The sequence below is a fragment of the Bradyrhizobium sp. USDA 4532 genome (assembly GCF_024171315.1).
In the GTDB taxonomy this organism is placed as follows: domain Bacteria; phylum Pseudomonadota; class Alphaproteobacteria; order Rhizobiales; family Xanthobacteraceae; genus Bradyrhizobium; species Bradyrhizobium australafricanum.
The window spans coordinates 1,322,761-1,343,953 of sequence record NZ_JALJZN010000001.1 but is presented as its reverse complement, the minus strand read 5'-3'; the positions used below and the strand labels follow the sequence as shown (position 1 = coordinate 1,343,953).

Below are 21,193 nucleotides of genomic sequence, written 5' to 3'. Positions count from 1 at the left end.
CCTCAATTTTCTTGTTTCCAATTATTTTTGAAGGGCCACCTCTCGACAAGATGGCCCTTCGGATGAGGCGTCAGAACTGCGAGAAGTCGATCGGCTTGTGCCGGTCGAGCGTGCGGGTGATCGGCGGCAGCGGGTATTTCAGGCCGCTGGCGCAGTTGAACAGCATCACGCGGTCGGTCTTGCTGACACGGCCGTCGGCGAGGCTCTCCTTGTAGGCGGCGTAGGTCGCGGCGCCCTCGGGGCACAGCAACAGCCCCTCCTCGCGCGCGACCTCATTGAGGGCGGCGCTGATCTTGTCGTCATCGACGGCGATCGCAAAGCCCTTGCTCTCGCGCACCGCGCGCAGGATGAGGAAGTCGCCGATCGCCTGCGGCACGCGGATGCCCGAGGCGATGGTGTGGGCGTCCTCCCAGCGCGCGGCGTGCTCGGTGCCGGCCTCATAGGCCCGCACCATCGGCGCGCAGCCGGAGGCCTGCACCGCGACCATGCGCGGGCGCTTGCTTCCGATGAAGCCGATCTTCTCGAGCTCGTCGAACGCCTTCCACATGCCGATCAGGCCGGTGCCGCCGCCGGTCGGGTAGAAGATCACGTCGGGCACGTCCCAGCCGAGCTGCTCGGCAAGTTCAAGCCCCATCGTCTTCTTGCCCTCGATCCGGTACGGCTCCTTCAGGGTCGAGGTATCGAACCAGCCGACCTTCGCCTTGCCCTCGCCGACGATCTTGCCGCAGTCATCGATATAGCCGTTGACGCGATAGACGGTGGCGCCCTGCAGCTCGATCTCGCTGACATTCACCTCCGGCGTATCGGCCGGGCAGAAGATCGTGGTCTTGATGCCGCAGGAGGTCGCATAGGCCGCCAGCGCCGCGCCGGCATTGCCGTTGGTCGGCATCGCCATGTGCTTGATGCCGAGCGCCTTGCCCATCGACACCGCCATCACCAGGCCGCGTGCCTTGAACGAGCCGGTCGGCAGCCGGCCTTCATCTTTCACAATGATCTCGCCGCCGCCAAGCTTGGCGCCGAGCCGCGGCAGCCGGATCAGCGGCGTCGTGACCTCGCCGAGGCTGACGATATCTTTGCATTTGCGCACCGGCAGCAGCTCGCGGTAGCGCCACAAATCGGCGGGACGCTGCGCCAGGGCGTCCTTCGTCAGCGCCTTCTTCACCCCGGCAAGGTCATAGCGCACCAGCAGCGGCTTGCCGGCCTTGGAGAGGTTGTGCACCTGGTCGGCGGGATAATGATCGCCCTCCATCGCGCATTCGAGATGGGTGACGAAAGTCGGGCGTTCGATGGTGAGGTTGTCGTTGTCTTTCACTGGCTCTGTTCTTTCTTGCTGTTCGTTTTGACCGGTGTTTGGCCCGTCACCCTGAGGAGGCCGCGCAGCGGCCGTCTCGAAGGGCGACGAGCCCCGCTGCTCGCTCCGGGCCGTGCATCCTTCGAGACGCGCTCCGCGCTCCTCAGGATGACGGGACCGTGGCCGCCGTTCGCAGCCTCAAATATTCAGCACGCGCCCATAGGCGTCGAGCACCGCTTCCTTCATCATTTCCGACAAGGTCGGATGCGGGAACACGGTGTGCATCAGTTCCTCTTCCGTGGTCTCCAGATTCATCGCCACGACGTAGCCCTGGATCAGCTCGGTGACCTCGGCGCCGATCATGTGGGCGCCGAGCAGCTGGCCGGTCTTCTTGTCGAAGATCACCTTGACGAGGCCCTGGTCCTCGCCGAGCGCGATCGCCTTGCCGTTGCCGACGAACGGGAAGCGGCCGACCCGGATCTCGCGGCCGTCTTCCTTGGCCTTGGCCTCGGTGAGGCCGACGGAGGCGACCTGCGGGTTGCAGTAGGTGCAGCCCGGGATCATCAGCTTGTCCATCGGATGCGGATGCAGACCCTTGATCGCCTCGATGCAGATCACGCCCTCATGCTCGGCCTTGTGCGCGAGCATCGGCGGTCCCGCGACGTCGCCGATCGCATAGATGCCGGGAACGTTGGTCTTGCCGAGGCCGTCGATCACGATGCAGCCGCGATCGGTTTTGACGCCAAGCTTCTCCAGCCCGAGATTCTCGATATTGCCGACCACGCCGACCGCCGAAATCACGCGCTCGAACTCCACCGCTTGCGGCTTCTCCTTGCCGTCGTCGATGGTCGCAACCACGCTGTCGGCCTTCTTCTCGAGCTTTGTCACCTTGGTCGAGGTGAGTATCTTGATCCCCATCTTCTCAAACCGCTTGCGGGCGAGCCCTGCGATTTCCGCATCCTCGACCGGGAGAATCTGCGGCAGCACCTCGACCACAGTGACGTCGGCGCCCATGGTGTGGAAGAACGAGGCGAACTCGATGCCGATCGCGCCGGAGCCGACCACCAGCAGCGATTTGGGCATCCGCTCCGGCACCATCGCCTCGAAATAGGTCCAGATCAGCTTCTTGTCGGGCTCGAGCCCGGGCAGCACGCGCGGCCGCGCGCCGGTCGCCACGATGATGTGCTTGGCCTGATAGGTGCCCTCGCCGCTGGCGCCCTTCGGCGCCTCGACCGCCGACTTCTTCACCGTGATCTTGCCGGGGGCATCGATCGTGGCGTCGCCCCAGATCACCGTGACCTTGTTCTTCTTCATCAGGAAGCCGACGCCGTCATTGAGGCGCTTCGAGACGCCGCGCGAGCGCTGCACCACCGCCTTCGGATCGAACGAGACATTGTCGGCCGACAACCCGTAATCCTTGGCGTGCTGCATGTAGTGATAGATCTCGGCGGAGCGCAGCAGCGCTTTGGTCGGAATGCAGCCCCAGTTCAGGCAGATGCCGCCGAGATAGGATTTCTCGACGATCGCGGTCTTGAAACCGAGCTGCGCGGCACGAATCGCGGTCACGTAGCCGCCGGGGCCGGAGCCGATGATGATGACGTCAAAGGATGTGTCGGCCATGGCGGCTCCCGTTCAACTCAACGTGTGACGCCGCGGGCGCGGCTTCTTGCGATCAATGACCTGACCAGCCATTCGAGTCCGATCACCAGGGCCATGATGGCCAGGGCCGTCAGCACGATCGGCTGGGCGATGTTCCGCGCCAGCTGCTCGCCGGCGAAGAACGCGGAGTGTAGAAAATCCAATCCGACCGGATTGAGCACCAGTGCGGCCGACAGCAACAGCGAGATCCAGGGCCAGCGCGTGCGAGCCATGCTGGCCATTCATCCGTACTCCCGCCATACCGCACCGAGGAACACGGACCACGCCAGCGCCAGCACCGCGGCGCCGATCATCATGATCCTGAACTGGATCGTCGATATCAGGTCGCGGTTGACCGCGACGAGCAACGCGACGGCGATAGCGGCGAGCAGGACGTACGGACCGACGATCGCGTACATGGCGGATGCCCGTCACACCATCATCATCACAGGGTTTTCGATCAGCTGCTTGAAGGCACCGATCAGCTCGGCGCCCAGCGCGCCGTCGATCGCACGGTGATCGCACGACAACGTCACGCTCATCATGTGCGCGATCTCGATCTTGCCACCGCGCACCACCGGACGTTCCTCCGAGGTGCCAACCGCGAGGATCGAGGCATGCGGCGGGTTGATCACGGCGGTGAAGTGGTTGATGCCGTACATGCCGAGGTTGGAGACCGCGGTGGTGCCGCCCTGATATTCCTCCGGCTTCAGCTTGCGGGCGCGGGCGCGGGCGGCGAAATCCTTCATCTCGTTGGAGATGGTCGAAAGTGTCTTGGTCTCGGCCTTGCGGATGATCGGCGTGATCAGGCCGCCCGGCATCGCCACCGCGACGCCGACGTCGGAATGCTTGTGCTTGAGCATGCCGCCTTCGGTCCAGCTGACGTTGCAGTTCGGAATCTTCTGCAGCGCGACCGCCATCGCCTTGATGACGAAGTCGTTGACCGAGATCTTGTAGAGCGGCTTCTTCTCCTTGTCCTTCGGCGCTGCGGCGTTGATCTCCTCGCGCGCGGCGAGCAGCTTGCCGATGTCGCAGTCGATGGTGAGGTAGAAGTGCGGGACGTTCTGCACCGAGGCGGTGAGACGCTGCGCGATGGTGCGGCGCATGCCGTCATGCGGCACCACCTCGTAGGAGCCCGGCTCGAACAGCGCGAGGATCTGCTTGTCCGACATTGACGGCGCGATGCTCGGTCCCGCGGCGGGCGCTGCCGCCGGCGCCTTCAGGCCCTTGCCGGACTTGGCCTCGTCGACGTCGCGCGCGATGACCCGGCCATGCGGGCCGGTGCCGGTGATGCGGGCGAGATCGATGCCGGCTTCCTTTGCCAGCCGGCGCGCCAGCGGCGATGAGAACACCCGGGCGTGGCCGTTAGCCTGCGCGGCCGGTGCAGCAGCCTGAGGCGCCGCTGCCGGCGCTGGCGCTGCGGCCGGCTTCGGCGCAGGCGCCGCCGCCGGTGCGGGAGCCGCCGCCGGCGCGGCCTGCGCGGCGGGCTTCGGCGCCTCGGCGGGTTTCGCGACAGGTGCGGCGCCCGCTCCGGCGCTGGCCGCCGCCTTCACATCCTCGCCGTCGCCGGCCATGACCGCGATGACGTCGTTGACCGGCACGTCCTGGGTGCCCTCGGGCACCAGGATCCTGGCGATCGTGCCTTCGTCGACCGCCTCGACTTCCATCGTCGCCTTGTCGGTCTCGATCTCCGCGATCACGTCGCCGGACTTGACCTTGTCGCCCTCTTTCTTGAGCCACTTGGCGAGGTTGCCCTTTTCCATCGTCGGCGACAGCGCGGGCATGAGAATATTGATCGGCATTGTCAGTGACCTTGTTGCGACCGCGGTTTGGTTTGGCCCATGTCGGTCGGCCGGGCGATTTCGGCTTCGAACATCTCGACGATGCGCGCGAGCGCCTCGTCCTCGGTGTATTCGCTCTCGCGCGCATAGGCGCGCGCCGCGTGGCGGGCGATGTCGACCAGCATGAGCCCCCACATGTCCGGCTCCTCGAAAGCGCGCTGGAACGCGATCGACAGGCCGCCATCGACGACGAAGGCGCGCAGCACCTCGATGGCGTCGTCGCGGCCCATCACGTCAGGCGGCAGCGGCTGCTCCTTGGGACCGGCCATCGGCGTTACCGGTAGGATACGGCCTTGGCGGCGGCGACCACCTCGGCGACGGAGGGCAGAGCGAGCTTTTCGAGGTTGGCGGCATAGGGCATCGGCACGTCCTTGCCGGAGACGCGCGCCACCGGCGCGTCGAGATAGTCGAAGGCGTGCTCCATGATGCGCGCGGCGACCTCAGAGCCGACGCCGCTCTGCTGCCAGCCCTCCTCGACCGTCACCGCGCGGCCGGTCTTCTTCACCGAGTTGATGATGGTCTCGGTGTCCATCGGACGGATGGTGCGGAGATCGACGACCTCGGCCTCGATACCTTCCTTGGCGAGCTCGTCGGCAGCCTTCAGCGCATAGGACATGCCCATCGCCCAGGAGACGATGGTGACGTCCTTGCCGGCGCGGGCAATCCGCGCCTTGCCGATCGGCACCACGAAATCAGCCAGCTTCGGCACCTCGCCGGTGTGGCCGTACAGCACCTCGTTCTCGAGGAAGATCACCGGATTGGGATCGCGGATCGCGGCCTTGAGCAGGCCCTTGTAATCGGCGGCCGAATACGGCGCGATCACCTTGAGGCCCGGGATCTGCGAGTACCACGCCGCGTAGTCCTGGCTGTGCTGCGCGGCGACACGCGCGGCGGCGCCGTTCGGGCCGCGGAACACGATCGAGCATCCCATCTGGCCGCCGGACATATAGAGCGTCTTGGCGGCGGAGTTGATGATCTGGTCGATCGCCTGCATGGCGAAGTTGAAGGTCATGAACTCGACGATCGGCTTCAGGCCCGCCATCGCCGCGCCGACGCCGACGCCGGCAAAGCCGTGCTCGGTGATCGGCGTGTCGATCACGCGGCGGGCGCCGAATTCCTGCAACAGGCCCTGCGTCACCTTGTAGGCGCCCTGATATTCCGCGACCTCCTCGCCCATGATGAAGACATCGCCGTCGCGGCGCATCTCCTCGGCCATCGCATCGCGCAGCGCCTCGCGAATGGTCTGCGTGACCATCTCGGTCCCCGCAGGGATTTCCGGATCAGGCAGTGACTCGGTCGCGGGCGCGGCTGGTGCCTTCGCCGCGGGCTGCGGCGTTTCCGCCTTGGCTTCGGCAGGCGCGGCTTCGGCGGCCTTCGGCTGCGGCGCTGGAGCCGCCGGCGCCTTGGCGAGGTCGGCGGCGCTTTCGCCGTCGACGAGAATGGTGGCGATCGGCGTGTTCACCGCAACGTCCGCGGTGCCTTCCGGAATCAGGATCTTGCCGAGCGTGCCCTCGTCGGTTGCCTCGACCTCCATCGTCGCCTTGTCGGTCTCGATCTCGGCGATGACGTCACCGGACTTGATGGTCTCGCCTTCCTTTTTCAGCCATTTGGCGAGGTTGCCCTTCTCCATGGTGGGCGACAGCGCAGGCATCAGCACTTGAATGGGCATATCGGCTCCCGAAATCGGTCTTGAAATTCGTCTGCGCGGGTGGGGTCAGCGGTAGATGTCGGTGTAGAGCTCGGCCGGATCCGGCTCCGGATCGTGCTGCGCGAAGTCGGCGGCCTCGTTGACGATCTCGCGCACCTGGGCGTCGATCGCCTTCAGGTCCTGCTCGCTGGCGCCCGAGGCCAGCAAGCGGTTGCGCACCTGCTCGATCGGGTCCTGGTCGTGACGCACCTTCTCGACCTCCTCGCGCGTGCGGTACTTGGCCGGATCGGACATCGAGTGGCCGCGGTAGCGGTAGGTCTGCATCTCGAGAATCATCGGACCGTTGCCGCCGCGGCACCAGGCCACGGCCTCATCGGCGGCGGCCTTGACGGCGCGCACGTCCATGCCGTCGACCTGCTTGCCCGGAATGTTGAAGGAGGCGCCGCGCTTGGAGAAGTCCTGCTGGGCCGATGCGCGCGACACCGAGGTGCCCATCGCATAGCGATTGTTTTCGATCACGTAGATCACCGGCAGCTTCCACAGCTCCGCCATGTTGAAGCTCTCGTAGACCTGGCCCTGGTTGGCCGCGCCGTCGCCGAAATAGGTCACGCTGACGTTATCGTTGCCGCGATAGCGGTTGGCGAACGCAAGGCCGGTGCCGAGCGAGACCTGCGCGCCCACGATTCCGTGACCGCCATAAAAGTGCTTCTCCTTGCTGAACATGTGCATGGAGCCGCCCTTGCCGCGGGAATAGCCGCCGCGGCGTCCGGTCAATTCGGCCATCACGCCCTTGGCTTCCATGTCGCAGGCCAGCATGTGGCCGTGGTCCCGGTAGCCGGTTATGACCTCGTCGCCCGGCTTCAGCGCCATCTGCATGCCGACCACGACCGCTTCCTGGCCGATATAGAGATGGCAGAAACCGCCGATCGCACCCATGCCGTAGAGTTGACCGGCCTTCTCCTCGAAGCGCCGGATCAGGAGCATGTCCCGCAGTGCCTTGAGCTCCTGCTCCTTGGTGAATTCGGGGGGAGAGCCGGCCTTCTCCTGCCCTGATTCTTTTGCGACGCTTTTCTTGGGTGCGGCCATGGCAATTCCGGGTGAGAGAAGTCGGAGAACCCTCTCTAACCCAACTCAAATCGCCTTGGAAGGATTGCGTTCGCCCGATGGAATTTTGCTATGCCGCACTGCAGCGCAGCGCGACATTTTTGTGATAGCGCGCGAATGATTTTGAAATTTGAGAACGCGTCGTCAGTTACTTGTTGATCCGAACGAGGTCACGCGGATTGGCGTAGTCGAGCTGGAAGCGCGCACGCTCGTCCAGCATGTCGGGATCGACCCGGTCCGACCGCAGCAGCGACACCCGCTGCTCGCCCTCGGCCCGCTCCTTCTTCAGCCGCGCCAGCTCGGAGGTCAGCGCGATGATCTCCTGATCGAGCTCCTGCCGCGCGTTCAAGCCGTATTTGCCGGTGTAGGCGTTGACGCCGAAATAGCCGACCATCAGCGCCGCCAGCGTATAGAGGGCGAGCCCGGTCAGAATCGATTTGAGGCGTGTGCGGGAAACCATGGCCGCGAGCATGCGGCCATGGGGTTAACGAACGCTGAACCAGAGCGTTTTCGAGCGAAGTGGGTACCGGCTCGCGGGAAGAAAACGCGTCAAAACAAGTTCAGAGGCCCGTTCCGATTCAATCGGAACGGGCCTCTTGTTCAGCGGTTCTGCTTTTCGATAAAGGCCGCGAAGGCGTCGAGATACTGCTGCAGCACGCCCTTGAGCGACTCCTTGGTCAGTTCGCCGTTGTCGTCGAAGGCATCGCCGACGCCGTTGAGATAAGCTTCCGGCTGACCGAGGATCGGGCCGGAAATGCCGGGCAGGATGTTCTGCAGGTGCTTCACCGCGCTGACGCCGCCGAGCGGTCCGGGCGAATTGCCGACGATGCCGATCGGCTTGCCGATGAACGAGCTCTTGCCGTAGGGCCGCGAGGCGACGTCGATGGCGTTCTTCAGCACGCCCGGGATCGAGCGGTTGTATTCGGGGGTCACGAACAGCACGCCGTTCGACTTCTGCAGCTTCTCGCGGAAGGCGAGCCAGTCCGCCGGCGGCGCAGCCTCGAGGTCCTGGTTGAAGAAGGAAATTTCCTGAAGCGTCGTCACATCGAGCTTCAGCGACGCCGGTGCAAGCTTGGCCAGCGCATTGGCGATCTTGAGCGAGAAGCTCTGTTTGCGGATGCTGCCGACGATGGTGACGATGTTATAGGCCATAGCAAATTCCCCTCGGATTGCGCGTGAAACTGGTGCCCCTCACCTACCGGCGCACCAAGAAAGATGCAAGTGCATGGATCGTCCAATTCCGGAAACGCAGCGTTTCGCGGAATTGGTCTATGCAAAGCAAAAAGGCCGCCCCCATCGGAACGGCCCCTGCGTTTCGATCCTCAGCCCTTGTTCGGGTTGATCAGGAATTTCTCGCCGGTCGAGCGCTTGTTGTAGACGGCGATGTTGTTGAGCTGCAGGGTCTCCTGCAACGAGACCACCTTGGTGTAGTGACTGGCGAAAGTCGTCTTCAGTTCGGCCACCACGCGCTGGCGCAGCTTGTTGCCGGCCTCCGGACCGATCTTCATCAGGAACGGGAACAGCAGCCAGCCGCCGACGCCCCAGGCCATGCCGAAGCCGCGCGGCAATTCGATCGAGCGGGTGTCGAGGCTGCCATAGACATAGACCTGCTTGTGCACATTCGAGCCGTAGCGGCTGTAGGCCTTGGCGGTCTTGTTGATCGCGGTCTCCATCGCGACCAGGATCTGGCCCGCGAGCTTGCCGCCGCCGATCGCATCGAAGGCGATGGTGGCGCCGGTTTCGACCAGCGCGCCGGTGAGCTTGTCCATGAAATCGGGCGCGGAGGAATCGACGACATGTTTGGCGCCGATCTTGTGCAGGATGTCGGCCTGCTCCTTGTTGCGCACGATGTTGACGAGGCCGATGCCGTCCTTGAGACAGATCTTGTTGAGCATCTGGCCGAGATTGGACGCTGCCGCGGTGTGCACCAGCGCCTTGTGCCCCTCGCGCCGCATCGTCTCGGTCATGCCGAGCGCGGTCAGCGGATTGACGAAGCAGGACGCGCCTTCCGCCGGCGTGGTGCCGTCGGGCAGCGGCAGGCATTCGTTGACGCGCAGCGTGCGGTATTGCGCATACATCGCGCCACCGATCATCGCGACCGTGCGGCCCATCAGCGCTTTCGCCGCATCCGATGAACCGGTCCTGATCACGACGCCGGCACCTTCATTGCCGACCGGCATGGACTCATCGAGCCGTGCCGCGAGGCCCGGCAATGCGGCTTCCGGCACGCGCGCAGTCACCACAGGCAATTCCTTGCTGCCGGAGACCTTGGCGGCCGACATGTCGGCCGGGCCGATCAACAGACCGAGATCGGACGGATTGATCGGGGTCGCCTCGACCCGGACCACGACCTCGTCGGGGCCGGGCTCGGGGGTCGGGACATTGACCAGCGATATCTCGAGCTCGCCATTCTTCTTGAGCAGCGAACGCAGCTGCAGACCGCTCTTGCCGTCGCTCATCCCGACCTCCCTTTGCGTTTTGTTGGATCCCGTTCAAGCTGGGGCGCTACGCCAGCGCCTTCAAGGCCGCCCTGCCCGCGTATTTCGCCTGGGTGCCGAGCTGTTGCTCGATGCGCAGCAGCTGGTTGTACTTGGCGGTACGGTCGGAGCGCGCCAGCGAGCCGGTCTTGATCTGCCCGCAATTGGTGGCGACCGCAAGATCGGCGATCGTGGAGTCCTCGGTCTCGCCGGAGCGATGCGACATCACGGCGGTGTAGCCGGCCTTGTAGGCCATCTCGATCGCCGCAAGCGTCTCGGTCAGCGTGCCGATTTGGTTGACCTTGACCAGGATCGAATTGGCGCGGCCGTTCTTGATGCCGTCGGCAAGCCGGGTGACGTTGGTGACGAATAGATCGTCGCCGACCAGCTGGCACTTCTTGCCGATCGCATCCGTCAGTTCCTTCCAGCCGTCCATGTCGTCCTCCGACATGCCGTCCTCGATGGTGACGATCGGATAGCGGCCGACGAGATCGGCGAGATACTTCACCTGCTCGGAGCGCGAGCGGGTCTTGTTCTCGCCGCCATAGACGTAGGAGCCTTCCTTGAAGAATTCGGTCGAGGCGCAGTCGAGGCCGAGCACGACGTCGTCGCCCGCCTTGTAGCCGGCCTTGCCGATCGCGTTCATGACGAACTCGAGCGCGGCGTCGGCCGACGGCAGGTTCGGCGCGAAGCCGCCCTCGTCGCCGACATTGGTGTTGTGGCCGGCCTTCTTCAGTTCGCCGCGCAGCGTGTGGAAAATTTCCGAACCGCAACGTAGCGCCTCGGCGAACGACGTGGCGCCGACCGGCAGGATCATGAACTCCTGGAAGTCGATCGGGTTGTCGGCATGCACGCCGCCATTGATGATGTTCATCATCGGCACCGGCAGCGTCCGCGCCGAGGTGCCGCCGACATAACGATACAGCGGCATGTCGAAGGATTCGGCGGCGGCCTTGGCGCAGGCCAGCGAGACGCCGAGGATGGCGTTGGCCCCGAGCCGGCTCTTGTTCGGCGTCCCGTCGAGCTCGATCATGATCTGGTCGATCGCGACCTGCTCCTCGACCGCCTGGTCGCTGAGCGCCTCGAAGATCTCACCGTTGATGGCGGCGACCGCCTTCTCGACGCCCTTGCCGAGATAGCGCGCCTTGTTGCCGTCGCGCAGTTCCACCGCCTCATGCGCGCCGGTGGAGGCGCCCGACGGCACCGCCGCGCGACCGATTGACCCATCCTCCAGCACCACATCGACCTCGACCGTGGGGTTGCCGCGGCTATCAAGGATTTCGCGGCCGATGATGTCGACGATGTCAGTCATGACGTGCTCTTTCTCGATATGGGGTTGGCTGATGCGCCGCGTCATACACGGCGCGCAAGCAAATGTGAACGGCCCGCCCGCCCGGCCCGTCTGACGGTGCAATGTGGTGGGTTTATGCTGTCGGGGATTACCTTCGCGTGCTGGCCCATTGTTTCACGAAGCCGGGATAACGCAATGAACCGTCGCCAGTTTCTCGCCTCCACCACTGCCGCGATTTTGACCACGAGAGCGCAGGCGCAGGATGCCCAGACGCCGTTCCGGGTGAAATATTTCAACGTCGACGCCGGGACCGGCCTGCACGATGTCACGCCGGCGCCCGATGGCACCGTCTGGTTCACGGGCCAGCGCAGCGGTGCGCTGGGCCGGCTCAATCCGCGCGACAGTGCGTTCAAGCTGGTCAGCCTCGGCAGGGGTGCGGCCCCGCACGGCGTCACGATCGGCCCCGACGGCGCGCCATGGGTAACCGAGGGCGGGCAGAATGCGATCGCCCGCGTCGACCCCGGCGACCACAAGGTGACGCTGTTCCGCCTGCCCGAGAAAGCCGCTGACGCCAATCTCAATACCGGCGTGTTCGACAAGCGCGGCGTCTACTGGTTCACCGGCCAGTCCGGCTTCTACGGCCGGCTCGATCCGAAATCCGGTGAGATGAAGGTGTTCGAGGCACCGCGCGGCGTCGGCCCCTACGGCATCACCGTGACCCCAAACGGCGACATCTGGTACGCCTCGCTTGCCGGCAGCTATATCGCACGGATTGACCCTGCGACCGGCAACGCCAGCGTGGTCCAACCGCCGACGCCGAAACAGGGCGCGCGACGGGTGTGGTCGGATTCGCGGGGGCGGATCTGGGTCAGCGAATGGAACAGCGGCAACGTGTCGGTGCACGATCCCGCCGACGGGACGTGGAGGGCCTGGAAGCTGCCCGGCAGCAATCCACGGACCTATGCCGTCTATGTCGACGACAAGGACAAGGTCTGGCTCACCGATTTCTCGGCCAACGCGATCATGCGCTTCGATCCGGTGGGCGCGACCTTCAACGCCTTTCCGAGCGACCGCGCCGGCGCGAATGTCCGGCAACTCGATGGCCGGCCCGGCGAGGTCTGGGGCTGTGAATCCGGCCAAGACCGCTTGGTCCTGATCCAGACTGCCGCGCCCGCGTAGCACCCTGCCCCCGCACGCGGACGGTTGACGAACCGCCCGCTTCCGTTCATTTCGGCCGCTCCCACAAGGATGAGGCCCATGGCGAAGAAAACCCTGCAACTCGGCCGTGCCGTCGCGTGGCCGGATAGCCCGGACAAGGCGGTGCTCGACCGCGTCCCCAATCCGCAGGCCGGCACGGATTATCTGGTGCGCTTCGCTATCCCGGAATTCACCTCGGTCTGCCCGATCACCGGCCAGCCGGACTTCGCCCATCTGGTGCTCGACTATGTGCCGGGCCGGTGGCTCCTGGAATCTAAGTCGCTGAAACTCTATGCGGCGAGCTTCCGCAATCACGGCGCCTTCCACGAGGATTGCACCGTCATGATCGGGAAGCGCATCGTCGGGGAAATCAAGCCGAAATGGCTGCGGATCGGCGGTTACTGGTATCCGCGCGGCGGCATTCCGATCGACGTGTTCTTCCAGACCGGCCGGCTGCCGAAGGGCATCTGGGTTCCCGATCAGGGCGTCGCGCCCTATCGAGGCCGGGGCTGATCCGGCGTCTCAATAGGCGCTCAGCAGATCGACCTTGGCATTGGCGAGGATGAGGCGGCGCGCCAGCAGTGCGGAAAGATTGCGCATGATCTTCATCGAAATCTGCGGGTGGAGTTGACGATAGTCGGCAAAGCTGTCGATCGGTAGCTCGAGACATTTGACCGGCGTGTCCGCCCAGACGTCGGCGCTGCGGTGGCTCTCGATGATCGCCATCTCGCCGAACTCCATCCCCGGCCCGAGCGAGGCAAGCCGCACGCCGCTCGGCAGCTTCACGCTCACCATCCCGCTTTGCAGGAAGAACAACGAATTGGCCGGCTCGCCGGCCACGACGATGCGCTGGCCGGCGTCGTAGCGGCGCGGCGTCGAGAGTTCGGCGAGCGCAGCGATCTCCTCGGGCGCGAGATCGGCCAACAGCGCCTGCTCGCCGAGATGGGCGGTCTCCTTGGTCTCGGTGAAGCCGCCATAGCGGTAGATCAGTTGATCCTCGGCCCATTCAACGGCGTCGTCGAGCAGCGGAAAATGCCGCAACCGCTTCGGCTCTTCGATCTGCGCGCGGATCGTGGCCCAGACCGGCGACGTCGTCTCGACACCGGAGATGATCGTCGTCACACCGGAATTTCCGAGCGTGGCGATTTTCTCAGCCAGCAGCTGGGCGCCGGCTGCCGTGATGTCGGGCACGCGGTGGAAATCTAGGATCAGCAGCGGCGCGCCGGGCGGCTCGCTGGACAGCCGGCGAGTGACGTAGTCGATCGACGCGAAGTTGAGCGCCCCCACCAGCTCGATGACGCGGGTGTCGCTGTGGCGGTCATCGAGGATCTGCTGTTCGTGCGGCTGGCGGCTGCGGCGGGAGGTGATGCCGAAGATGTCGTAGTCGGCGATGATGCAGGTGCGGACGTCGCCGCTGCGGTTGAGCATATGCAGATCAAATCGCGCCGACAGCGCCTCGCAAACCTTCAGGCCTCGCACACTGTTGAAGTGCCCATCGAGCAGCGGCGAAAAGGTGCCGAGCCCCAATTGCGACGGGAGCGCTGCGACGATGCCGCCGCCGACCCCACTCTTGGCGGGCATTCCGACGCGATAGATCCACTCGCCGGCATAGTCGTACATGCCCGAGCTCGTCATCACCGACAGCGTGCGCGCGACGACATGCGGCGTCACCACCTGGACGCCGGTGACCGGATTGACGCCGCGATTGGCGAGCGTTGCGGCCATCACCGCGAGGTCGCGCGCGGTGACGAGAATTGCGCATTGCCGGAAATAGATATCGAGCACGGCATCGACGCCGTCCTGTAGCACGAGGTAGTTGCGCAGCAGCCAGGCGATCGCGCGATTGCGGTTGCCGGTCGCCGTCTCCGACGCATGGACCGCGTCGTCGACGTCGAGTTCGCGGCCGGCAAACTGGCCGAGCTTGTCCCGGATGCGCTCGAATGCGGCGCGGCCATCGACCTCGTGGATCAGCCCGGAGCAGGCAATCGCGCCGGCGTTGACCATCGGATTGAACGGCTTGTTGTCGTTGGTCAGCCGGATCGAGTTGAATGCCTCACCGCTCGGCTCGACGCCGATCGCCGACGCGACGCGCGCTTCGCCGACGAGATCGAGGGCCAGCGCAAACACGAACGCCTTCGAAACGGACTGGATGGTGAAAGGAGCGGCGCTGTCGCCGACTTCGTAGACATGGCCATCGATGGTGACGAGGCTGATGCCGAAATGCGCCGGGTTGGCCCGTTTCAGCTCCGGAATGTAGTCGGCGAGCGCGCCGGAATTGTCCGATTTGAATTCTTGGTGGCAGGAGGCCAGAAAACGCTGAAGTGGAGGCTCGGTGCCATATCCCGTTGTCCTGACGTCCGCATTCCCTCGAATAGGCCAGCCAGTCTGGACGTCCACGCTCTCACCTCAAATGGCGAGAAATAAGCAATCCTCATGCCATGCGCGGTCGTCCGAACGCTGCTGCGAATGCGTCATCCTGACGCTGCACCCCGCTTCCCTGCATGTTGTGTCTGCCACCGCCGGTGGGCCCGTGGACGCCTAGGTTGTCTGCGCATCGGCGGGCCTGGTCTGCCGCAGAAACCGCGCGCAGATAAAGCCGAGCACGACCATCACGGCGGCAGCTGACACCAACGTCGCGGTCTTGCCGACGTGTTGCAGGCCGAAGCCATAGGCGATCGGGCCGACGGTCTGGCCCATGAAAAAGAAGAACGAGTGCAGCGACAGCGCGGTGGCGCGCGCCTCGACCGACAGCTCGCTGGCGAACACCTGCAGGCAGCCGTGGATCATGTAGAAGCCGAGGCCCATCACCAGGAGGCCCGCCATCTGCAGCTTCCAGTGCGGCCCGAACGCGACGCCGACCAGTTGAATCGCAACCAGCGTCGCGCCGACGACCATCATGCCCCTCACCCCGATCCACGGCAGCAGGCGCGACACCGTCAGCGTGTAGAGCAATCCGCCGATCGCAAATCCCGCGATCACGATGCCGGCGATCGACAGCGAGGTCTCGCCGAGCTCGAACAGGAACGAGGCGATGAAGGGAAACAGCCCGAGCACGCAGCAGCCTTCGATGAAGACTGCCGAATAGCAGATGCGGGCGTTCGGATTGGTGAAGATGGTGCGATAGCCGTGGCGCAGCGCCTTCAGGCTGGTGCGCGGCGGACGGTTCAGCGCAGCGCCGCGGAAGCCGGCTGCAACCGCCAGCGCGACGATAATCACGAGGCCGCCGAGCACCGCGAGCACGCCGCGCCAGCCGAGGAAGTCGCCGATCAGGCCGGATGCCGTCGCACCGAGCAAATTGCCGGTCATCGAGCCCGCCAGCGTTCGTCCGATCGCGAGCTGCCGCTTGTCCGGGCCAACCAGATCGCTGGTCAGCGACAGCGCCACCGGAAACACGCCGCCCGAGCCGATGCCGGCGAGGATGCGGGTCACGAACAGCATCGGAAACGAGGTCGAGAGCGCACCGAGGATGTTGGCGACGCCGAGCAGTCCGAGGCAGATCGTCATCAGCCGCGCCTTGCCGAACAGATCGGCAGCGGCGCCGATCGCCGGCTGGACCGCGGCAAAGGTGAAGGCGAACACCGCGGCAAAGCTCGCCGCGGTCGCGATGCTGACGCCGAAATCCTCAGCGACATGCGGCAGAACCGGATCCAGCGCGCGCACCGACAGGCTCGCCGCGAAGGTCGCCAGCGTGATCACGTTAAGGGCCGGCGGCATGCCGCTGGTTGCGGTCATGTCGTTGTCCGCCGGTCAGGCCGCCGTCTTCGCCAGCGCGTCGAACTGCATCAGCCGCTTGACGAGGGACTCGAAGTCGCGGAGCGGCACCATGTTGGGGCCGTCCGACGGCGCGTGATCCGGATCGGGATGGGTCTCGATGAACACGCCGGCGACGCCGACCGCGACCGCGGCGCGCGCCAGCACCGGCACGAATTCACGCTCACCGCCCGACGAGGTGCCCTTGCCGCCCGGCTGCTGCACCGAATGGGTGGCGTCGAAGATCACAGGCGCGCCGGTGGTGCGCGACAAGATCGGCAGCGCGCGCATGTCCGAGACCAGCGTGTTGTAGCCGAACGATGCACCGCGCTCGGTGACCAGCACGTTGGCGTTGCCGGCGCCGGTGATCTTGCTGACCACATTGGCCATGTCCCACGGTGCCAGGAACTGGCCCTTCTTGACATTGACGACCTTGCCGGTCGCGGCCGCAGCCAGCAACAGATCGGTCTGCCGGCACAGGAAGGCCGGAATCTGCAGCACGTCGACCGCCTGCGCCACGTCGGCGCACTGGGTCGCCTCATGCACGTCGGTCAGCACCGGCAGCCCGAGCGAAGACCGGATCTCGGCGAAGATCGGCAGCGCCTGCGCCAATCCGATGCCGCGCGCCGCGGTCGCGCTGGTGCGGTTCGCCTTGTCGAACGAGGTCTTGTACACCAGACCGACCTTGAGCCGGACCGCGATCTCCTTCAGCGCGGACGCCACCTCAAGCGCATGCGCGCGGCTCTCGAGCTGGCACGGACCGGCGATGATCGAAATCGGCAAGGCATTGCCGAATTTGGCCGATCCGACGGCAACGATCGGCGCGGCGGCTTGCGCGGAAACCTGATTGGTCAAAATGCTGCATCCTTTTGCCGGCGACCATGCAGTCCCGCGCGGGACGGATCAAGCCATCCCGCACGATGAGGGGGTTGCGCTGACGCCGTGGGTGCGCCGTGCTAACACAATCCCGCCCAAACAGCGCCTATAAACTGGCGCGGAACAGATTCCCATGAGGAAGCCATGCGCATCCCGCTGATGATCGGAGCCGTCGCCGCCCTGTCGGCGATGTCGGGCCTCGCCTATGGCCAGACCAGCACCCAGCCCGGGGTCGTCACCAGCGGAGCCACCGGCGTCACCGTCAATGGCAAGCCGGCGGCGCGCAACGGCGATACCACCAGCAATGGCGGCCCGCTCGTCGAGGGCGTGCCCAACGTCCTGATCAACGGCAAGCCGGCGGTGGTCATGGGCGATCGCACGCATTGCGGCGGCAAGACGACCTCCGGCAGCCACGGCGTCTTCATCAACGGCAAGCCGATGGTGACCCAGGGCGATCAGACCTCGGGCTGCCCGCAATAGCGTCGCTACAACTTTCCCTCCCCAAGGGACCGAGAAAAGATGCCTTCCCGTCATTGCGAGGAGCTCGCGACAAAATTGCGAAGCAATCCATCGCTCCGCATATGCAGTACGAATGGATTGCTTCGCTTCGCTCGCAATGACGGGAACATGGCCGCAGCGGGCGTCATTTGACCGACGAAAACGCCGTCGGCACCAGAAGCTGGTTGACGATGTTGAGGACGATCTGGCCGTCCTCCTCGGTCTTGGCGCGCGCGGTGATCCACTCCGGATCGGTCTGGAACGCGGTCCACTTCTTCTCGCGCTCGGCGAGCGATTCCCAGGCCAGCAGATAGGTCAGCTCCTGGTTGGATTCCCCGACCAGCGTCGTGAAGAAGCCGGCCTGCCTGATGCCATGCTTGTCCCAGAGCTTCAGCGTGATGGTCTCGAAGCGCTTGAGCAGCGCCGGCAGCCGTCCCGGCAGGCAGCGATAGACGCGGGTCTCGTAGATCATTGGCAGTCCTCCCAGATTGGTGTGCGGGCGGTTATAGCCAGCGCCTTCCGGACTGTCTTGAGGGGGTGACAACATGGCACCCCTGCTCGCGACGGGCGGCCATTTCCGCAATGTTGTTGCAATGTTACTTGCCCTAAAACCTGCCTTCAGGAGTTGGACCACAAGGACATGCGGATACTGCTGGTTGAGGACGAGGCCGAAATGGCGGCGGCGCTGTCGCAGGCGCTGAAGGGCTACGACATGGTGGTCGACCACGTGCCGAACCTTGCCGAGGCCGAGGAAGCGATCTGTGCCGACGTGCATGGCGCGGTCCTGCTCGACCGCCAGCTTCCGGACGGCGACGGCCTCACGCTGATCCCGAAGCTGCGCGCCAAGGCCGACGGCGTGCCGATCATCGTGCTGACCGCGCGCGGCGATCTCACCGACCGCATCACTGGCCTCGACCGCGGCGCCGACGACTATCTGGCCAAGCCGTTCGCGGTCGAGGAGCTGATGGCGCGGCTGCGCGCCGTGCTGCGCCGCCCCGCCGGCCTGCAGCTCGAGATCATCAGGGCCGGCCGCGTGGCGTTCGATTGCGGCCATCGCGAGGCCAGTGTCGACGGCCGTCCGCTCGAGCTGCCGCGGCGCGAGCTGCTGGTGCTGGAGACGCTGCTGCGCCGCATGGGCCGCACCGTGCTGCGCGCGACGCTGGAGGAAGCCGTCTACAATTTCGAGGACGAGATCCAGTCCAACGCACTCGATGCGCACGTCTCGCGTCTCAGGCGCAAGCTTGCCGACGCCAACGCCGGTGTCGAGATCCACAGCATCCGCGGCGTCGGCTATCTCTTGAAGCAAACGTCATGAGCGAACAGGCCGAGCACTATTGCCTGCGCTCGCAACTGAGCTGGCGGCTGGTGACGCTCCAGGCGCTGCTGCTTGCCATGCTGATCGTTTGCCTGATCAGCGCGTTGTGTGCCACCGGCTTCCTGATCGTTCCGCGCGATGAGGATCATGTGATTTCCATCGTGCAGGGCGCGGTCGCACGCGACGGCAAGGGCGAGTTGATTTTGCGCCCGACGGCCGAACTGCAAAAGCTTCGTGACGACACGCCGGACCTCTGGTTCCTGGTGCGCGACCGGCAAGGCCGTTCGCTGACGGAAGGCGCGGTGCCGCCGGAATTCGCCAGGATCGGCGACGCGCTCGACCAGATCAGCCAGGCGCGGCTCGGCTGGCAGATGTTCGAGGATGATCCGCGCAAGCCGCCGGCGCGGCTGAAGCGCGTCAATTCCGACGCCGGCCCCGTGCAGGTGCTCACAGCGACGCAAGGGCCAATGTCGAGCGTCAAGACCGCGCTCGCCACGACGCTGGCGTTCCTCGCCATTGCCCTGCCCGGCCTGTTCCTGATGGCATGCGCCACCTTCATCGCGACGCCGATGGTGGTGAAGCGCGCCTTCGCCGGTCTCGATACCACCGCCGACGAAGCGCGCCGGATCGATTTCCGCCAGCGCGGCAGCCGGCTGTCGGCGGACCATCTGCCGCTCGAGGTGGCGCCGCTGGTGACCGCCATCAACGATGCGCTGAAGCGACTCGACGACGGCTACTCCCGGCATCAGCGCTTCGTCGCCGACGCGGCGCATGAATTGCGCACGCCGATCGCGATCCTCAACACGCGGCTGGAGTCGCTGCCGCCAGGCCCGGAGAAAACCCGCCTGCTCGAGGATTCGGCGCGGCTTGCGACATTGGCCGAGCAACTGCTCGACATCCAGCGCTTCGACCAGTGCCGCAATCCGTTCGTCCGCGTCGATCTCGTCGCGGTCGCACGCAATGTCGCGGCCGACCTTGCGCCGCTTGCGATCGCGGCCGGCTACGAGCTGTCGCTCGATACCGCAACCGATCGGGTCGAGACCTTGGGCGATCGCGCCGCGCTGGAGCGCGCGCTCACCAATCTGGTGCAGAACGCCATCCAGCATGGCGGCCGCCGCGGCACCATCACCATCCATGTCGGCAGCGCCGCGACGATCGACGTATCGGATGAAGGCGACGGCATTCCCCAGGACCAGCGCACGCGGATCTTCGACCCGTTCTATCGGCTCGCGCCGCTCGATCGCGGCGCCGGCCTCGGCCTCAACATGGTGCGCGAGATCGCAAGGCTGCACGGCGGTCACGTCTCCGTGCTCGATGGCCCGAAGGGCGGCGCGTGCTTCCGCCTCACGTTACCGCCGGCGCCGTTCGCGTCGTGATGCCAAAGCGTTTTCGAGCGAAGCCTGTCCCGCACTCGATGCGGGATGGGCACCGGTTCGCGTGAAGGAAACGCGTCAAAGCTAGGGTCGAGAGCCCCGTTCCGATTCAATCGGAACGGGGCTCTCGCGCAATGTTGTCGCAATGCAGCTCCCGCAAACAAGGCATCACGCTTCGCATCTGAGTCGAAGCGCCGCGACACTTTGCTGGGAATCCCAATGTCACATGATCTGCTGTCTTTCTTCACGGCGTGGATGGCGGCCCCCGGCCGCGTCGGCGCCATCGCGCCGTCAGGCGCCGCGCTCGCCGAACTGATCACGCGCGACATCAGCGCCGACACCGGCCCGGTGCTCGAGCTCGGTCCGGGCACGGGCGCGTTCACCTATCAGCTGTTGAAGCGCGGCGTGCGCCAGCAGGATCTTACGCTGATCGAATACGGCTCGGATTTCATGCGGCTGTTGCAGCTGCGCTTTCCCGGCGCGCGCGTGCTGTGGATGGACGCGGCGCGCCTCGCCTCGGAGCGGCTCTACGATGGCGCGCCGGTCGGCGCCGTCGTCAGCGGACTGCCGCTGCTCAACATGTCCCCGCGCAAGGTCATCTCGATCGTCGGCGGCGCGTTCAGCTATCTACGTCCCGGCGGCGCGTTCTATCAATTCACCTACGGCATGCGCTGTCCGGTGCCGCGGCCGATCCTCGACCGGCTCGGCCTGCGCGCCACGCTGGTCGATCGCGCCATCCTCAACGTGCCGCCGGCCGCGGTCTACCGGCTGACGCGACGCCCGCAATACAAGCTGATGACGCGCGACGGCACGCCGGCGGCTGGTGCAAACGTTTCACCGATCAAGAAAGAACGCCGGACCAGCGAGGACTGCGCCGTGTAGCGGCGCAGCTGA

The 21,193-nt window shown here is 65.4% G+C and carries 22 protein-coding genes; 6 read left to right on the top strand and 16 right to left on the bottom strand.

What is annotated here, in order from left to right:
* Nucleotides 1-70: 70 nt before the first annotated feature.
* The 12 genes from J2R76_RS06510 to eno form a co-directional block, all read right to left on the bottom strand.
* The gene (locus J2R76_RS06510) at nucleotides 71-1,312 is read right to left on the bottom strand and encodes a threonine synthase (RefSeq protein ID WP_057016596.1); all 1,242 of its coding nucleotides are present in this window, start codon (nucleotides 1,310-1,312) and stop codon (nucleotides 71-73) included.
* Nucleotides 1,313-1,489: 177 nt separating this feature from the next.
* Nucleotides 1,490-2,911, bottom strand: coding sequence for a dihydrolipoyl dehydrogenase (lpdA, locus tag J2R76_RS06505; RefSeq protein ID WP_168858566.1), 1,422 nt, complete (start codon nucleotides 2,909-2,911; stop codon nucleotides 1,490-1,492).
* A gap of 17 nt (nucleotides 2,912-2,928) precedes the next feature.
* Nucleotides 2,929-3,171, bottom strand: coding sequence for a hypothetical protein (locus J2R76_RS06500; protein WP_057016535.1), 243 nt, complete (start codon nucleotides 3,169-3,171; stop codon nucleotides 2,929-2,931).
* Complete coding sequence (locus J2R76_RS06495) at nucleotides 3,172-3,348, bottom strand: hypothetical protein (protein WP_168858567.1); 177 nt, start codon at nucleotides 3,346-3,348, stop codon at nucleotides 3,172-3,174.
* A gap of 12 nt (nucleotides 3,349-3,360) precedes the next feature.
* The gene (locus J2R76_RS06490) at nucleotides 3,361-4,731 is read right to left on the bottom strand and encodes a pyruvate dehydrogenase complex dihydrolipoamide acetyltransferase (protein WP_253623843.1); all 1,371 of its coding nucleotides are present in this window, start codon (nucleotides 4,729-4,731) and stop codon (nucleotides 3,361-3,363) included.
* Between the two features lie 2 nt (nucleotides 4,732-4,733).
* Nucleotides 4,734-5,039, bottom strand: a complete 306-nt coding sequence (locus J2R76_RS06485) for a DUF5076 domain-containing protein (protein WP_018271806.1) — start codon at nucleotides 5,037-5,039, stop codon at nucleotides 4,734-4,736.
* 5 nt (nucleotides 5,040-5,044) lie between these two features.
* On the bottom strand, nucleotides 5,045-6,439 hold the full coding sequence (locus tag J2R76_RS06480; protein ID WP_076825471.1) for a pyruvate dehydrogenase complex E1 component subunit beta: 1,395 nt from the start codon (nucleotides 6,437-6,439) through the stop codon (nucleotides 5,045-5,047).
* Between the two features lie 45 nt (nucleotides 6,440-6,484).
* Entirely contained in the window at nucleotides 6,485-7,504 is a 1,020-nt protein-coding gene (pdhA, locus tag J2R76_RS06475) for a pyruvate dehydrogenase (acetyl-transferring) E1 component subunit alpha (protein ID WP_057016533.1), read from the bottom strand.
* 166 nt (nucleotides 7,505-7,670) lie between these two features.
* On the bottom strand, nucleotides 7,671-7,982 hold the full coding sequence (locus J2R76_RS06470; protein WP_028334062.1) for a septum formation initiator family protein: 312 nt from the start codon (nucleotides 7,980-7,982) through the stop codon (nucleotides 7,671-7,673).
* A 140-nt stretch (nucleotides 7,983-8,122) separates the two neighbouring features.
* Nucleotides 8,123-8,674: an NADPH-dependent FMN reductase gene (locus tag J2R76_RS06465; protein ID WP_168858571.1), complete on the bottom strand. Its 552-nt coding sequence runs from the start codon at nucleotides 8,672-8,674 to the stop codon at nucleotides 8,123-8,125.
* Between the two features lie 170 nt (nucleotides 8,675-8,844).
* Nucleotides 8,845-9,981, bottom strand: coding sequence for a zinc-binding dehydrogenase (locus J2R76_RS06460; protein ID WP_168858572.1), 1,137 nt, complete (start codon nucleotides 9,979-9,981; stop codon nucleotides 8,845-8,847).
* A 46-nt stretch (nucleotides 9,982-10,027) separates the two neighbouring features.
* A complete protein-coding gene (gene eno, locus J2R76_RS06455) occupies nucleotides 10,028-11,311 on the bottom strand; it encodes a phosphopyruvate hydratase (protein WP_057016595.1) in 1,284 nt (427 codons plus the stop codon).
* Between the two features lie 174 nt (nucleotides 11,312-11,485).
* On the opposite strand from eno, the gene J2R76_RS06450 reads away from it, so the two are divergent.
* Together J2R76_RS06450 and queF are read left to right on the top strand one after the other, a co-directional pair.
* Nucleotides 11,486-12,469 carry a lyase gene (locus tag J2R76_RS06450; protein ID WP_168855861.1) on the top strand — a complete coding sequence of 328 codons (984 nt, stop codon included), beginning with the start codon at nucleotides 11,486-11,488 and terminating at the stop codon, nucleotides 12,467-12,469.
* A gap of 69 nt (nucleotides 12,470-12,538) precedes the next feature.
* Nucleotides 12,539-13,000, top strand: coding sequence for a preQ(1) synthase (gene queF, locus J2R76_RS06445; RefSeq protein WP_210262590.1), 462 nt, complete (start codon nucleotides 12,539-12,541; stop codon nucleotides 12,998-13,000).
* Nucleotides 13,001-13,009: 9 nt separating this feature from the next.
* Here queF and glsA read toward each other — a convergent pair whose 3' ends face one another.
* The 3 genes from glsA to kdsA all read right to left on the bottom strand — a co-directional run bounded on the left by glsA (nucleotide 13,010) and on the right by kdsA (nucleotide 17,092).
* The gene (gene glsA, locus J2R76_RS06440) at nucleotides 13,010-14,860 is read right to left on the bottom strand and encodes a glutaminase A (protein WP_057016594.1); all 1,851 of its coding nucleotides are present in this window, start codon (nucleotides 14,858-14,860) and stop codon (nucleotides 13,010-13,012) included.
* A gap of 165 nt (nucleotides 14,861-15,025) precedes the next feature.
* Entirely contained in the window at nucleotides 15,026-16,219 is a 1,194-nt protein-coding gene (locus tag J2R76_RS06435; RefSeq protein ID WP_253623842.1) for an MFS transporter, read from the bottom strand.
* Nucleotides 16,220-16,234: 15 nt separating this feature from the next.
* Nucleotides 16,235-17,092: a 3-deoxy-8-phosphooctulonate synthase gene (gene kdsA, locus J2R76_RS06430; RefSeq protein ID WP_168855864.1), complete on the bottom strand. Its 858-nt coding sequence runs from the start codon at nucleotides 17,090-17,092 to the stop codon at nucleotides 16,235-16,237.
* A 165-nt stretch (nucleotides 17,093-17,257) separates the two neighbouring features.
* On the opposite strand from kdsA, the gene J2R76_RS06425 reads away from it, so the two are divergent.
* Entirely contained in the window at nucleotides 17,258-17,593 is a 336-nt protein-coding gene (locus J2R76_RS06425) for a PAAR domain-containing protein (protein ID WP_168855865.1), read from the top strand.
* Between the two features lie 163 nt (nucleotides 17,594-17,756).
* Here the strand turns inward: J2R76_RS06425 and J2R76_RS06420 are convergent, their stop codons facing one another.
* On the bottom strand, nucleotides 17,757-18,083 hold the full coding sequence (locus J2R76_RS06420) for an NIPSNAP family protein (protein WP_018271819.1): 327 nt from the start codon (nucleotides 18,081-18,083) through the stop codon (nucleotides 17,757-17,759).
* A 168-nt stretch (nucleotides 18,084-18,251) separates the two neighbouring features.
* Between J2R76_RS06420 and J2R76_RS06415 the strand changes: the two genes are divergently transcribed.
* The 3 genes from J2R76_RS06415 to J2R76_RS06405 all read left to right on the top strand — a co-directional run bounded on the left by J2R76_RS06415 (nucleotide 18,252) and on the right by J2R76_RS06405 (nucleotide 21,181).
* Complete coding sequence (locus J2R76_RS06415; RefSeq protein WP_253623841.1) at nucleotides 18,252-18,926, top strand: response regulator transcription factor; 675 nt, start codon at nucleotides 18,252-18,254, stop codon at nucleotides 18,924-18,926.
* Nucleotides 18,923-20,302: a HAMP domain-containing sensor histidine kinase gene (locus tag J2R76_RS06410; RefSeq protein WP_057016526.1), complete on the top strand. Its 1,380-nt coding sequence runs from the start codon at nucleotides 18,923-18,925 to the stop codon at nucleotides 20,300-20,302. Before J2R76_RS06415 ends, J2R76_RS06410 begins: the two co-directional genes overlap by 4 nt.
* 216 nt (nucleotides 20,303-20,518) lie before the next feature.
* A complete protein-coding gene (locus J2R76_RS06405; protein ID WP_057016525.1) occupies nucleotides 20,519-21,181 on the top strand; it encodes a class I SAM-dependent methyltransferase in 663 nt (220 codons plus the stop codon).
* Nucleotides 21,182-21,193: the final 12 nt, after the last annotated feature.

Excerpts from the sequence above, each read along its gene's own strand:
- lpdA (WP_168858566.1), bottom strand. The coding sequence starts at position 2,911 with ATGGCCGACACATCCTTTGACGTCATCATCATCGGCTCCGGCCCCGGC.
- J2R76_RS06500 (WP_057016535.1), bottom strand. The coding sequence starts at position 3,171 with ATGGCCAGCATGGCTCGCACGCGCTGGCCCTGGATCTCGCTGTTGCTG.
- J2R76_RS06495 (WP_168858567.1), bottom strand. The coding sequence starts at position 3,348 with ATGTACGCGATCGTCGGTCCGTACGTCCTGCTCGCCGCTATCGCCGTC.
- J2R76_RS06490 (WP_253623843.1), bottom strand. The coding sequence starts at position 4,731 with ATGCCGATCAATATTCTCATGCCCGCGCTGTCGCCGACGATGGAAAAG.
- J2R76_RS06485 (WP_018271806.1), bottom strand. The coding sequence starts at position 5,039 with ATGGCCGGTCCCAAGGAGCAGCCGCTGCCGCCTGACGTGATGGGCCGC.
- J2R76_RS06480 (WP_076825471.1), bottom strand. The coding sequence starts at position 6,439 with ATGCCCATTCAAGTGCTGATGCCTGCGCTGTCGCCCACCATGGAGAAG.
- pdhA (WP_057016533.1), bottom strand. The coding sequence starts at position 7,504 with ATGGCCGCACCCAAGAAAAGCGTCGCAAAAGAATCAGGGCAGGAGAAG.
- J2R76_RS06470 (WP_028334062.1), bottom strand. The coding sequence starts at position 7,982 with ATGGTTTCCCGCACACGCCTCAAATCGATTCTGACCGGGCTCGCCCTC.
- J2R76_RS06465 (WP_168858571.1), bottom strand. The coding sequence starts at position 8,674 with ATGGCCTATAACATCGTCACCATCGTCGGCAGCATCCGCAAACAGAGC.
- J2R76_RS06460 (WP_168858572.1), bottom strand. The coding sequence starts at position 9,981 with ATGAGCGACGGCAAGAGCGGTCTGCAGCTGCGTTCGCTGCTCAAGAAG.
- eno (WP_057016595.1), bottom strand. The coding sequence starts at position 11,311 with ATGACTGACATCGTCGACATCATCGGCCGCGAAATCCTTGATAGCCGC.
- J2R76_RS06450 (WP_168855861.1), top strand. The coding sequence starts at position 11,486 with ATGAACCGTCGCCAGTTTCTCGCCTCCACCACTGCCGCGATTTTGACC.
- queF (WP_210262590.1), top strand. The coding sequence starts at position 12,539 with ATGAGGCCCATGGCGAAGAAAACCCTGCAACTCGGCCGTGCCGTCGCG.
- J2R76_RS06435 (WP_253623842.1), bottom strand. The coding sequence starts at position 16,219 with ATGACCGCAACCAGCGGCATGCCGCCGGCCCTTAACGTGATCACGCTG.
- J2R76_RS06425 (WP_168855865.1), top strand. The coding sequence starts at position 17,258 with ATGCGCATCCCGCTGATGATCGGAGCCGTCGCCGCCCTGTCGGCGATG.
- J2R76_RS06420 (WP_018271819.1), bottom strand. The coding sequence starts at position 18,083 with ATGATCTACGAGACCCGCGTCTATCGCTGCCTGCCGGGACGGCTGCCG.
- J2R76_RS06415 (WP_253623841.1), top strand. The coding sequence starts at position 18,252 with ATGCGGATACTGCTGGTTGAGGACGAGGCCGAAATGGCGGCGGCGCTG.
- J2R76_RS06410 (WP_057016526.1), top strand. The coding sequence starts at position 18,923 with ATGAGCGAACAGGCCGAGCACTATTGCCTGCGCTCGCAACTGAGCTGG.
- J2R76_RS06405 (WP_057016525.1), top strand. The coding sequence starts at position 20,519 with ATGTCACATGATCTGCTGTCTTTCTTCACGGCGTGGATGGCGGCCCCC.